Below are 12,411 nucleotides of genomic sequence, written 5' to 3'. Positions count from 1 at the left end.
GAAACTAGCGTAATATTACTACATCTGCCGAAATAGTCACCTGATAGCCAAGGGGCGCTCCCGCGGCCCCGCAAGCCATGCCCTTCCTGCCATGCTCGCTGCCCAATGATGATGGGAGCCTGCTCGCGCTTTGCCGCCAAGATGGCTGATCTTATCAATACCCCCATGTATACTCGGGCCCTTGTCTTGGTCCCTGGATAGTAGAAGATGCAAGAGTATTTGGATTTTGCGGCCCGTAACCCGCTGCTGACCGCAGCCTGGTTGGGTCTGGCTGGCACCCTGGTTTACACCACTGTGCGTGCCCGTTTGTCCCCGGTAAAAACCGTCAACAATCACACCGCGACCCTGCTGATCAACCGCGAGAATGCCACCGTGGTGGATATTCGCAGTCAGGAAGAGTACGCCAAGGGCCATCTGGCCGGTGCCCAGCACCTGCCGCTGACCCAGATCCAGAGCAATAATCTGGGCCCGGTTGAAAAGCATAAAGATGCCCCCATCATAGTAGTGTGCGAGTCGGGAATGACTGCGGGCGGCGCGGGCCGTCAGTTGAGCAAAGCTGGCTTCAAGCAGGTTTATGTGCTCGGCGGTGGCATGGCCCAATGGCGTGCAGAAAATCTGCCGGTAACCAAGAAACGCTGATTTAAGCAGGGCCTGAGCCCACTTATCCATATAACAAGGAATCAAACGAAATGGCTGACGAGATCAACAACCAGGAAGTACAACCGGAATTCCACATCCAGCGTGTTTACACCAAGGATGTATCTTTCGAAGCGCCGAACACCCCGCACATCTTCCAGAAAGAGTGGCAGCCGGACGTCAAGCTGGATATGGATACCAAGACCAACATCCTGGCTGAGAGCGTGTACGAGGTTGTCCTGACCCTGACCGTAACCTGCAAACTGGAAACCGAAACTGCCTTCCTGTGCGAAGTACAGCAAGCTGGTATCTTCACCATCGGTAACCTGCCGGAGCCGCAACTGGCTCACTGCCTGGCTGCCTTCTGCCCTAACATCCTGTTCCCGTATGCCCGCGAAGCCGTGGCCAACATGGTGAGCAAGGGTTCCTTCCCGCAGCTGAACCTGGCACCGGTCAACTTCGATGCCCTGTTTGCCCAGCACATGGCGCAAGCACAGGCCCAGCAGGCGACTGCGGAAGCCTGATAATGGCTGACCAGATCGCTATCTCGGTCTTGGGGGCGGGGTCTTATGGCTCCGCCCTTGCCATTTCTCTGGCGCGCAATGGTCATCCGACCCTGCTGTGGGGTCACGACCCTGCTCATGTCGCCGAGCTGGAACAAGACCGCTGCAACAAGGCATTTTTGCCTGATGTCCCTTTTCCTGCTGATTTGCAGCTAACTGCGGATCTGCAACGTGCGGTACAAGCGGCTCCCGTGCTGCTGCTGGTCGTGCCAAGCCATGTATTTGGCGATGTGCTGACCCGGATCAAACCCTTCCTGCGCCCCGATACCCGTATCGCCTGGGCCACCAAGGGTCTGGAGCCGGACAGTGGCCGTCTGCTGCAGGACGTGGCCCGTGAAGTGCTGGGTGACGAGATACCGCTGGCGGTGATCTCCGGCCCCACCTTCGCCAAGGAGCTGGCTGCCGGTCTGCCGACCGCCATCTCGGTCGCCTCGACTCACGACGAGTTTGCCGACAATCTCTCCCACCTGCTGCACTGTGGCCGCTCGTTCCGGGTCTATACCAATCCGGACTTCGTCGGTCTGCAGCTGGGTGGGGCGGTGAAGAACGTCATCGCTATTGGTGCCGGTCTCTCCGACGGGCTAGGGTTTGGCGCCAATGCCAGAACTGCGCTCATCACCCGGGGTCTGGTGGAGATGCAGCGTCTGGGTGCGGCGCTGGGTGCCGATGCCAAAACCTTTATGGGGATGGCGGGGCTCGGGGATCTGGTGCTCACCTGTACCGACAACCAGTCGCGCAACCGTCGCTTCGGGCTGGCCCTCGGGGCTGGCAAGGATGTGAACACCGCCATGACCGAGATCGGTCAGGTGGTGGAGGGGTATCGCAACACCAAAGAGGTGCATCTGCTGGCGGCCCGCTGCGGCGTCGAGATGCCCATCTGCGAGCAGATCTTCAAGGTGCTCTACGAGGGTAAGAACCCGAAAGAGGCGGCCATCGCCCTGCTGTCGCGAGACAAGAAGGACGAGTAATCTGCCGATTGCCCATGCAAAAGGCCCCGCCATCTGGCGGGGCCTTTTCTTTGCTGCAAGGGCTGCAAATCAGTAGTAAGAGTGGTCGCCGCGCTGGTGCTCGGTGGCGTCTTTCACACCGTTGAGCTCACCCGGGAACTTCTCCAGCAGCTGCTTCTCGATCCCCTCTTTCAGGGTGTAATCGACCATGGAGCAACCGTTGCAACCACCGCCAAACTGCAGGATGGCCAGTTTATCTTCAGTCAGCTCGACCAGGGTGACCTTGCCACCGTGACCGGCCAGCATAGGGTTCACTTCGGACATCAACACGTACTCGATGCGCTCGATTAGCGGCGCGTCGTCGGCCACTTTACGCATCTTGGCGTTCGGTGCTTTCAGGGTGAGCTGGGAGCCCATCTGATCGGTGACGAAGTCGATGGTGGCATCCACCAGGAAGGGGGCGCTCAGGGGATCGACCATGCAGTCGAAGCCGCTGAAGGGCAGGTGTTGATCTTCCGGGTCCACGGCATCGGGCGGGCAATACGATACGCCACACTCGGCATTCTGGGTTCCCGGATTGACCACAAACACCCGGATATTGGTGCCATCAGGCTGTTTTTCCAGCAGTTTACGGAAATGGGCCTGGGCGGCGTCGGAAATGCTGATCATCACTATCCTCATAAACCTGAGTGTACGACTAGGGTATTCATGATAACGCGGTTATTAATGCTTGGGTAGCATGCCGATGGCTACTTGCTGTGCCGCAGGGTACGACAGATTGCCCACACTTCTACCTTTGTGATGCCGCTCTCATGGAGCAAACGGCTGAGCTGCCCAGCGGTGGCGCCTGTGGTCACGACGTCATCGAGCAGGGCGACATGGCGATAGTGGTGGGGGCGGATCCGGAATGCCCCGCGCAGATTGCGCCGCCGCTGCCCGGCGCTCAAGGTTGTTTGTTGCGGGGTCGCCTTGATGCGTTGCAACAGGGTGTTGTCGCAGGGAATGTCGGTGAACTCGCCAAGGGCTTGCGCGATCTCCTCCGCCTGGTTGAACCCACGCCGCCACTGCCGCCACCAGTGCAGGGGAACCGGAATGATCGCCTCCGGCGGCTCGTTGTCATCCAGATGATCGGCCAGGAGGCGTGCCAGGAGTGGCGCCAGCAGGATTTGGCCGGAATATTTGAGCCGGGGGATCAGCATGGGGTAGGGAGCCTGGTAGTCGCCGATCACCTGCAACCGCTCCCAGGGGGGAGGTCTGCGCTGGCAGCGGCCGCAGACCGGTATGCGTTCTTCTATATATTCAGTCAGCGGTGCGGCGCAGAGGCGGCATCTCGGCTGTGACTGGTGCAGCGCCTGCCGACACCAGCTGCAGAGCAGGGGCTCGTTGTCGCAAGGCTGATGACAGAGGAGGCAACTCCCTTGCCAGTCGCCGTGGTTGCCGAGCAGCGGGCTTGCTTTAGCGAGCAGTCGCTTTAACATGCTGACCCCAAGAGCATGAACAGGGATCTTGAGTCTAGATGAGCATATCGGTAGAGCAGTTTGGCCAGGGGCCCGATCTGGTGCTGTTGCACGGTTGGGGGATGAACGGTGCGGTCTGGCATGGCATTGCCCAACAGTTGGCGCCCCACTATCGGGTTCATCTGGTAGATTTGCCCGGTTTTGGCAACAGCCTGCTGGCAGACGAGGTGGATTACAGCCTGCCCTGGCTTGCCGAGCAGGTGGCTGCCATCTTGCCGCAGAAGTGTCATCTGCTTGGCTGGTCGCTCGGCGGTCTGGTGGCAAGCCAGTTGGCGCTGACGCATCCCGATCGGCTGCACTCCCTGATCACGGTAGCCAGCTCTCCCTGTTTCATGGCCCGCGATGAGTGGCCGGGGATCGCCCCCAAGGTACTGACCGGTTTCAACCAGATGCTGGCAGGGGATTTTCGCCAGACCATAGAGCGTTTTCTGGCGATCCAGGCCATGGGCAGTGAACACGCCCGGGACGATATCCGTCAGTTGCGCCACTGGCTGGCCGAGCGGCCGGCGCCCGCGTTTGCCGCACTCGAGGCTGGACTGACGCTGTTGGCCGAGATTGATCTGCGCGAACCGCTTCAGGAGCTGGATCTGCCCTGGTTGCGGATCTATGGCCGACTGGATTCATTGGTACCCAAGGCGGCCATTCCCCTGCTGGATGATCTCTACCCTGCCAGCCGCAGCGTGACCCTTAATAAGGCCTCACACGCACCTTTTATCTCCCATCCTGACGAATTCATTGAAATCGTTCGAGATTTTGTTGGCTAAAAAACAGCCTGCAAGCTTCATTAATCCTCTGGTCTGGCGGATAATTAAGCTGTGACCAGAGGAGTAACATCATGCGTATTGATTCTGCTTTCAACAGCGGGGTACAGGGATTTCAGCGAGCCGAGCAGATTGCCGATAAGGCATCCAATCAGATCGCCCGCCTCAACACCCCCAGCGGGGATCAGGTGCAAGTGACCGATGAGCTTGTCAATCTCAAGGTGGCCGAGCAGCAGGCTGGCGCTTCCGCCAAGGTAGTGCAGACCGCCAGCGAGATGATGGGAACCCTGATCGACATCCGGGTGTGAGATGAACATCAATGTCAGTCTGCCTCCCCTTATCCCGACACAGCTGCAACCCCAGGTGGAAGCGGCGAGGACGGATAATCGCCGGGCAGAACTGATCCCGCAGGCCCGTGCGGGCCAAGCCTCCGTTGCCGAATCTGAAGTCGGCTCCCAGAAAGAGAAATCCAAAGCCGGTCAGGCCTCCAGCAATCAGACCTCCCAGAACAGCCGTGAAACCGGGCAATTAGCCCCGACGACACTGCCAGACAATCGCTTTGTTGAGGCAACTGGTGAAGAGGGTCAGCGCAAGCAGCAAGATCCTAAACAGCAGGAGCAGCAACAGCGGCAAGAGCAGCAGGTTCAGGATCTTGTCGAGCGTGACAAGGAGGTGCGCACTCACGAGCAGGCGCACCAGTCTGCGGGTGGAGAGTACGCCAGCTCGCCCACCTATCAGTTTACGCAAGGGCCGGATGGCAAGCGTTATGCGACGGGTGGCGAAGTCCAGATCGATACCAGTGTCGTACCCGGTGACCCTGCAGCTACCATCGCCAAGATGCAGCAGATCCGCGCTGCAGCGCTGGCGCCTGCCGAGCCTTCCGCGCAGGATCTGGCCGTCGCGCGCAGCGCCGCCGCGAGTGAGGCCAAGGCACGCAAAGAGCTGATGGCCGAGCAGAGCGCGAAATCGGGCGGTGTGCTGAGTGCCTATATGGACAAGCGCAACAGCGTCATCGCGGGCCACTATCAACAGGCTGTCAGCCCGGCCTCGACCCAGTCCCTCAGTCTGCATATCTGAATCACCCTCGCCAAACTTTCAGCTGCTTTGCCTGTTTTGCAACTAACCTGAAGATCAGGCCCATTCCAATTTCACAGGAGCTGTCATGCATTTCGATGAAGTCAAAGCGGAAGATTTCACCACCTTCTCCCGTGTACCGCCCCCCCACCTGCAGATGGAGCAGTTTCTGATGCAGCTCGGGGGAGGGGGAACTGAAGGAACCAGTTTCAAGAAGAAAGTGATGCTGGCGGCTGGTTGGAGCCACACCGGCGTCGTCTCTTACGGCAAATATCCGCAAGAGGCCTGCAAGGCATTCAACCGACTGCGGGAGGTGCTGGCCCAGCATGGAGAGCCCGAGAGTATTCTTGCTGCCCTGACGCAGTGATCCTGAGCTTCGCGTGTAAAAAAGCCCCTTGCGGGGCTTTTTGCATTCAGAGGCGTTTCGGACGGTTTCGTTACTTTTTCGCTTTAGAGAGCGCCGCTGCGAAGGCGTTGCCCATGGCTCCACCCATAGGGGCGCTTTGGCGCGGCTCATTTCTTGGTTTGGCGTTGCCAGCACTGCTGTTGCGCGCTTCAGCTGGCTTGCGGGCGGGCTGCCCTGCCTTTTCGTCGAGGCGCATGGTCAGGCTGATCCGTTTGCGCGGGGCATCCACCTCCAGCACCTTGACCCGCACAATGTCGCCCGCTTTGACCACCTCACGGGGATCCTTGACGAAACGGTCGGTCAGGGAGGAGATGTGCACCAGACCGTCCTGATGAACACCGATATCGACGAAGGCGCCGAAGTTGGTGACGTTGGTGACCACCCCTTCCAGCACCATCTCGGGCACCAGGTCGCTGATCTGCTCCACCCCTTCCTTGAAGGTTGCGGTTTTGAACTCGGGGCGCGGGTCGCGGCCCGGCTTGTCCAGTTCTCCGATGATGTCGGTGATGGTAGGTACGCCGAATTGCTCATCGGTGTAATCGGCCGGTTTCAGGCTGCGCAGCAGGCTGCTGTTGCCGAGCAGGCTCTCCACGGTCTGATCCAGCTTGGCGAGGATCCGCTCCACGACCGGATAGGACTCCGGGTGTACCGCCGAGCTGTCGAGGGGATTGCTGCCGCCGCGAATGCGCAGGAAGCCGGCGCACTGTTCGAAGGCTTTGGGGCCGAGTCGGCTCACTTTCAGCAACTGCTGACGGCTCTTGAAGGCGCCGTGCTCATCCCGATAGGCGACGATGTTCTGGGCCAACGTCTGGGAGAGGCCGGAAACCCGGTTGAGCAGGGCGACCGAGGCGGTGTTCACATCGACCCCGACCGCGTTCACGCAATCCTCAACCACGGCATCCAGTCGGCGGGCCAGCTGGCTCTGGCCGACGTCGTGCTGATACTGGCCCACCCCGATACTCTTGGGGTCGATCTTGACCAGCTCGGCCAGCGGGTCTTGCAGGCGGCGGGCGATGGAGACGGCGCCACGGATCGAGACGTCGAGATCCGGGAACTCCTGGGAGGCGAGCTCGGAGGCGGAGTAGACCGAGGCCCCCGCTTCGCTCACTACTATCTTCTGCGCCTTGGCTGCGGGGTAGCGCTCGAACAGATCGCTCACCAGCCGGTCGGTCTCCCGCGAAGCGGTGCCGTTGCCGATGCTGATGAGCTCGACCTTGTGCTTCTGGCACAACTCGCTCAGGGTCTTGAGGCTCTGATCAATCTGGCGTTTTGGTTCGAACGGATAGATGGTGGCGTGCTCGACCAGCTTGCCAGTGGCATCCACCACGGCAACCTTGACCCCGGTGCGGATGCCCGGATCCAGCCCCATGGTGCAGCGCATGCCGGCCGGGGCCGCCATCAGCAGATCCTTGAGGTTCATGGCGAACACCTTGATCGCCTCCTCCTCTGCCGACTCGCGGATGCGACCGATCAGCTCGGTCTCCATCTGAAGCGACAACTTGATCTTCCAGGTCCAGCTCACTACCCCCTGCAGCCATTTGTCGGCCGGGCGGTTCTGCAGATTGAGCTTGAGGTGGTGGGCAATGATCCCTTCGCAGTGGCTGGCACTCTCGTCGTCACCGGTGACCAGCGCCAGATTGAGGATCCCCTCATTGCGGCCGCGCAGCATGGCCAGCACCCGGTGGGAGGGGGCCTTGTGCAGTGGTTCGTCGTGTTCGAAATAGTCCTTGAACTTGGCCCCTTCCTGCTCCTTGCCTGCCACCACGCGGGCGCGCAGGGTGGCATTTTGCCACAGGTAGTCGCGCAACTTCTCCAGCAGGTCGGCCTGCTCGGCGAAGCGCTCCATCAGGATATAGCGGGCGCCGTCGAGGGCAGCCTTGCTGTCGGCAATGCCCTGTTCGGGATTGAGGAAGGTGGCTGCCGCTTGCTCGGGATCCTGCATCGGGTCGCTGAGCAGCAGGTTGGCAAGTGGCTCCAACCCGGCTTCGATCGCCATCTGCCCCTTGGTGCGGCGTTTGGGCTTGTAGGGGAGGTAGAGATCTTCCAGCCGGGTCTTGCTGTCGGCGCCATTCAATTCGCGCATCAGCTCGGGGGTCAGCTTGCCCTGCTCTTCGATGGAGCGAATGATCACCTGACGGCGATCTTCCAGTTCACGCAGATAGCCGAGGCGGCTCTCCAGAGTACGCAGCTGGCTATCGTCCAGACCGCCAGTCACCTCTTTACGGTAACGGGCGATAAAGGGCACGGTCGAGCCTTCATCCAGCAGGCGCACTGCGGCCTGCACCTGCTCCGGGCGAGCATTGAGCTCACCGGCAATCTGTCTCTCTATGGTTTGCATCATGATGTTGTTGAGGGCCTCTGTGGTCGAGTCCGCGCCATCAGGCGCCAAGTGTGAGCACTATATGGGGTCGTGTTGCGGGATGCCACCCTGCGCCGGGGTCTGCACCCGTCAGACTGATAAAGTCGCAGGGGGGGCGTTTCTTGCCATTGCACCTGTGACTCAGGATGTGCCTGTGGCAAGCAGTCCGGCTATTTGGGGTAGCTGATCTCGTTGATATACCAGCAGACGTCACCAACTGGCGTACGGACGATGGCCTCATCACCGACCTCTTTCTTGAGCAGGGCGCGGGCCATGGGGGAGTCGATGGAGATGTAATCCTTGCGCTCGAAGATCTCGTCATAGCCGACGATGCGAAAGCGCTTGGTCTCGCCCTCATCGTTTTCCACCTCGACCCAGGCACCGAAGAAGACCTTGCCCTCCTGCGCGGGGGCATAGTCGACGATCCCCAGCTCTTCGAGACATTTGCGCAGGTAGCGCACCCGCCGATCGATCTCCCGCAGCCGCTTCTTGTTGTACTGGTAGTCGGCATTTTCGCTGCGATCCCCCAGACTGGCGGCCCATGCCACCTTCCTGGTGACCTCGGGGCGCTCCTGGCGCCAGAGGAAATCGAGCTCTTCTTTCAGCTTGTTGTAGCCTTCGCGGGTGATCAGCTTTGTCTTCATGGTGATGCGGACCTGGTCAAAGAGGGGGATTCATCGCTAACTGCTCGGGAATATTAGCTTTTGTCCTCCTTCTGTCGAGAGAAATTGCGCCAGCTTGGCGGGAGCCATTCAGCGGTACTGGTCTGGAGGAGGGCTTGACGGTCGTCACGCTCTGATCATGGGTAATAACCGGTAACATATTTATGCTTTTCTCCCGCGATATCCCCCCCTAGTATGGTGGGCAGCGAAAGAATGAAGAGGCAAAGCAATGAGTCAGCAGCAATACAAGGTCCTGGTCGTGGACGATGACCTGAAATTACGTTCCCTGTTGGAACGCTATCTCACCGAGCAGGGATTCGTGGTGCGCGGCGTGGCTAATGGCGAACAGGCCGATCGCCTGCTGACTCGTGAAAACTTCAGCCTGATGGTGCTCGATCTGATGTTGCCGGGGGAGGATGGGCTCTCCATCTGCCGTCGTCTGCGGGAAGCGGGCAACCAGATCCCGGTGCTGATGCTCACCGCCAAGGGGGATGAAGTGGATCGCATCGTCGGACTCGAAATGGGTGCCGATGACTATCTGCCCAAGCCGTTCAATCCCCGTGAGTTGCTGGCGCGGATCCGTGCCGTGCTGCGCCGTCATACCGTCGAGTTGCCCGGAGCCCCCTCTGCCGCAGAGAAAGTCGTCAACTTCGGGGCCTTCCAGCTCAATCTGGCGACCCGCGAGTTGAGCCGGGATGGCGAGCCGATGGCGCTCACCAGCGGTGAATTTGCGGTGCTCAAGGTACTGGTCAGCCATCCGCGCGAGCCGCTTTCCCGCGACAAGTTGATGAATCTGGCACGTGGCCGCGAATATACCGCCACCGAGCGCAGTATCGACGTACAGGTCTCTCGCCTGCGCCGCCTGCTGGAGCAGGACCCGGCCCAACCTCGCTATCTGCAGACCGTCTGGGGTCTGGGGTATGTCTTTGTGCCAGATGGTGACGGTGCATGAAAAAAGTCGGCAGCATGTTTTCCCGCATGCTCTGGTTTCTGGCCGCCGTCCTGGTGGTCTATCAAGCGGTATCCTACGTCACCTTCTACAACTATCTACTGGCGCCGACCGTCAAGCAGATCAGTCACTTGCTGGCCAATCAGGTCAAGCTGATCTTTCCAGTCAATACCGAGCAACTGGCGTTGAGTGAAGATGCCGAGGCGCTGGTCTATGTGACGACCGGTACCGACATCTACACCCAGAGCGAGGCGGTGCAGCATGGCTTCAACGATGCCAAGCCGTACCCCTATCTGGAGGAGAACATCAGCCGCGAACTGGGCGGTCCGGCCAAGGTGCGGGTCGAGATCCAGGATCACTACATCATCTGGATCCAGCCACCGCAGGCCAGCAAAATCTGGGTACGGATCCCGCTGACCGAGATTGAAGATGACGATATTGAACCCCTCATCATCTATCTAAGTGTACTGTTGGTGATCACCCTGTTTGCGGCCTGGCGCTTTGCCCGCCAGCTGGTGCGCCCGCTCGAGGATCTCGAGGCTGGCGCGGTTGCAGTGGCCAGAGGCCATTTCCCGGAGGCACTGGGGGAGCAGGGGTCACGAGAGGTACGCCGTCTGACTCGCACCTTCAACCATATGTCGCACTCCATCAAGAGCCTAATCGAAGAGCGTAACCTGATGATGGCGGGGGTTTCCCACGACCTGCGTACTCCGCTGACTCGCATCCGTTTGGCTACCGAAATGATGTCCTCCGGTGACGAATATCTCAAGGAGAGCATCAATTCAGACATTGATGAGTCCAATGCCATCATCGATCAGTTCATCGACTACATCCGTCCGGATGAGGGGCAGGCTCCGGTACCTGTCGATCTGACCCAGTTGGTGCATGATACCCTGCTGATCTACTCGGAGCAGGGGCTGGAGGTCGATCTGGCGCTGCCGCAAGAGGCGGTGCGGGTGGCCTGCAATCCGGTCAGCATCCGGCGGGTGTTGAACAACCTCTCAAGCAACTCACTGCGTTATGGGGCGAGCCGCTTGCATGCCGAGCTCAAGGACGATGGGCACTGGGTGCGCCTGCGCCTTTCCGATGATGGTCCCGGCATTCCGGAGCAGGACTACTCCCGGGTGCTCAAGCCGTTTACTCAGGGTAATGTGGCGCGGACCGTTGGCGGCAGTGGCTTGGGGTTGGCCATCGTGGCCAAGATAGTCGCCCAGCACCACGGCACTATCCGGTTGGGAAGTTCGGATCTCGGCGGCCTGCTGGTCGAGATGCGGCTGCCGAAACATCAGCCACAGGAGTGGATGGATTGAGAGAAGGGCGTATCCGTGGATACGCCCTTCTGCATGGTCAGCTCTTTGTTTCGACTGATGCACGATAGCGTTTGCCGTACTTGAGCTGCTGGATCAACAGGGCGGCAACGATGAGCGCTAACCCGATGGGGGTGGCTGGATGGATGGCTTCGCCGATCAACAGGTTGAGCAGCACCAGTGAGGCAAACGGCGAGATAAAGATGAGGTTGCTGATGGGGGCCGTGTTGGTGGCATGGCGCAGCGCCATCAGCCAGAGCACGAAACCGAAGCCCATTTCGAACAGTCCCACATAGATGGCACCAGCCCATCCCTGCCAGGCGGTCATGGCAAAATCGGAGAGCAACCAGGTCGCCACGACGATAAAAGGCAGGCTGATCATAAAGCCGATCAACAGGCTGACAATGGGATCGCCCTGATTGCGGGTGTTGAGGATCCAGTAGCTGGCCCAGATGAGGGTCGAGACCAGCGCCAGCGTCACGCCGAGGGGGCTGTCGAACTGGAGGCCGAATACATCCCCTCTGGTGGCGATCACCAGCGCGCCAAAATACCCCAGCACGATAGCGACGCCATCACGCCGACGCAGCTTCTGGCCGAGGAAGGGGACGGCCAGCAGACTGAGGGTAATGGCCCAGGTGTAGTTGAGGGTCTGTGCCTGCTGGGCAGGCAGCAGATCATAGGCTTTGAACAGCAACAGGTAATAGAGAAAGGGATTCAGCACGCCCAGAGTCAGGTAGTAGAAAGGGCGGGCCTTGATGTAGCTCCTCAGCAGCGGCAATTTGCCCTGTTTGGCGACGACGGCTGTCAGCGTGAGAGTCGAGGTGAAGGCGGCCACAAGCAACAGTTGCACAGGTTCGAAATAGGCGAGGGAGATTTTGAAGGCTGTGGCGACCGTCGACCAGAGGGCAACGGCGCAAAGGCCATACTGATAGGCTTTCTTTTGATCTTTGAGCATGGGATGTTGTTCCACTGACAGAGGCAAGCACACAGTCTACCAGTCTGCTTGTAACATTGTCGTTACCTGGGTGTTGGCAGCAGAGTGCGTTGCCGCAGGCGAGATCCATCTGTCACATAAAACTGCGCATAATCTGTTCGCTCGCCCTTGCGCAAATTTGAAAAATCCGTATAATCCCCTCCGCTTACCCATGAGGTAAGCCAGACGATATGTCTGCTGCTGAGTTTCCTGTTTACAGGAGCCAGCCATACAGTCCTCCCGATATGGGGGGAAAC

Annotated in this window: 14 protein-coding genes; 9 read left to right on the top strand and 5 right to left on the bottom strand. The window is 59.7% G+C overall.

The window, feature by feature from the left end; translation table 11 throughout:
* Positions 1-207 precede the first annotated feature (207 nt).
* Genes G5179_RS15715 through gpsA form a run of 3 tightly spaced genes read left to right on the top strand, consistent with a single transcriptional unit; the run spans position 208 to position 2,167 of the window.
* Positions 208-639: a rhodanese-like domain-containing protein gene (locus G5179_RS15715; RefSeq protein WP_005340640.1), complete on the top strand. Its 432-nt coding sequence runs from the start codon at positions 208-210 to the stop codon at positions 637-639.
* A gap of 50 nt (positions 640-689) precedes the next feature.
* Positions 690-1,160, top strand: a complete 471-nt coding sequence (gene secB, locus G5179_RS15710; RefSeq protein ID WP_042054222.1) for a protein-export chaperone SecB — start codon at positions 690-692, stop codon at positions 1,158-1,160.
* 2 nt (positions 1,161-1,162) lie between these two features.
* Entirely contained in the window at positions 1,163-2,167 is a 1,005-nt protein-coding gene (gene gpsA / locus G5179_RS15705) for an NAD(P)H-dependent glycerol-3-phosphate dehydrogenase (RefSeq protein ID WP_421258697.1), read from the top strand.
* A gap of 69 nt (positions 2,168-2,236) precedes the next feature.
* Here the strand turns inward: gpsA and nfuA are convergent, their stop codons facing one another.
* Together nfuA and G5179_RS15695 are read right to left on the bottom strand one after the other, a co-directional pair.
* Positions 2,237-2,815 (bottom strand): Fe-S biogenesis protein NfuA, encoded by a 579-nt coding sequence (gene nfuA, locus G5179_RS15700; protein ID WP_005340636.1) that lies wholly within the window; start codon positions 2,813-2,815, stop codon positions 2,237-2,239.
* 80 nt (positions 2,816-2,895) lie between these two features.
* Positions 2,896-3,624 carry a ComF family protein gene (locus tag G5179_RS15695; protein ID WP_216952668.1) on the bottom strand — a complete coding sequence of 243 codons (729 nt, stop codon included), beginning with the start codon at positions 3,622-3,624 and terminating at the stop codon, positions 2,896-2,898.
* A 38-nt stretch (positions 3,625-3,662) separates the two neighbouring features.
* Between G5179_RS15695 and bioH the strand changes: the two genes are divergently transcribed.
* The 4 genes from bioH to G5179_RS15675 all read left to right on the top strand — a co-directional run bounded on the left by bioH (position 3,663) and on the right by G5179_RS15675 (position 5,865).
* Positions 3,663-4,427, top strand: coding sequence for a pimeloyl-ACP methyl ester esterase BioH (gene bioH / locus G5179_RS15690; protein WP_100652342.1), 765 nt, complete (start codon positions 3,663-3,665; stop codon positions 4,425-4,427).
* A 71-nt stretch (positions 4,428-4,498) separates the two neighbouring features.
* Entirely contained in the window at positions 4,499-4,732 is a 234-nt protein-coding gene (locus G5179_RS15685; RefSeq protein WP_005342675.1) for a flagellar basal body rod C-terminal domain-containing protein, read from the top strand.
* Position 4,733: 1 nt separating this feature from the next.
* Entirely contained in the window at positions 4,734-5,501 is a 768-nt protein-coding gene (locus G5179_RS15680; RefSeq protein WP_201987305.1) for a putative metalloprotease CJM1_0395 family protein, read from the top strand.
* 85 nt (positions 5,502-5,586) lie between these two features.
* Positions 5,587-5,865 carry a hypothetical protein gene (locus tag G5179_RS15675; protein ID WP_005355353.1) on the top strand — a complete coding sequence of 93 codons (279 nt, stop codon included), beginning with the start codon at positions 5,587-5,589 and terminating at the stop codon, positions 5,863-5,865.
* 70 nt (positions 5,866-5,935) lie between these two features.
* Here G5179_RS15675 and G5179_RS15670 read toward each other — a convergent pair whose 3' ends face one another.
* Together G5179_RS15670 and greB are read right to left on the bottom strand one after the other, a co-directional pair.
* Positions 5,936-8,245: a Tex family protein gene (locus G5179_RS15670; RefSeq protein WP_421258696.1), complete on the bottom strand. Its 2,310-nt coding sequence runs from the start codon at positions 8,243-8,245 to the stop codon at positions 5,936-5,938.
* Between the two features lie 188 nt (positions 8,246-8,433).
* Entirely contained in the window at positions 8,434-8,907 is a 474-nt protein-coding gene (greB, locus tag G5179_RS15665) for a transcription elongation factor GreB (protein ID WP_005340627.1), read from the bottom strand.
* Positions 8,908-9,154: 247 nt separating this feature from the next.
* On the opposite strand from greB, the gene ompR reads away from it, so the two are divergent.
* Both ompR and envZ read left to right on the top strand, forming a co-directional pair.
* Positions 9,155-9,877 carry a two-component system response regulator OmpR gene (gene ompR / locus G5179_RS15660; RefSeq protein ID WP_005340625.1) on the top strand — a complete coding sequence of 241 codons (723 nt, stop codon included), beginning with the start codon at positions 9,155-9,157 and terminating at the stop codon, positions 9,875-9,877.
* Positions 9,874-11,184, top strand: coding sequence for a two-component system sensor histidine kinase EnvZ (gene envZ, locus G5179_RS15655; protein ID WP_421258695.1), 1,311 nt, complete (start codon positions 9,874-9,876; stop codon positions 11,182-11,184). The genes ompR and envZ overlap by 4 nt, the downstream gene beginning before the upstream one ends.
* A 37-nt stretch (positions 11,185-11,221) precedes the next feature.
* On the opposite strand, the gene G5179_RS15650 is transcribed toward envZ, so the two are convergent.
* Complete coding sequence (locus G5179_RS15650; protein ID WP_421221926.1) at positions 11,222-12,136, bottom strand: DMT family transporter; 915 nt, start codon at positions 12,134-12,136, stop codon at positions 11,222-11,224.
* Positions 12,137-12,411: the final 275 nt, after the last annotated feature.

Source organism: Aeromonas sp. 600886 (assembly GCF_049174935.1).
Classification (GTDB): Bacteria; Pseudomonadota; Gammaproteobacteria; order Enterobacterales; family Aeromonadaceae; genus Aeromonas; species Aeromonas veronii_A.
Note: the sequence above shows the minus strand (reverse complement) of the source record. Positions and strands in the feature narration are given on the sequence as shown.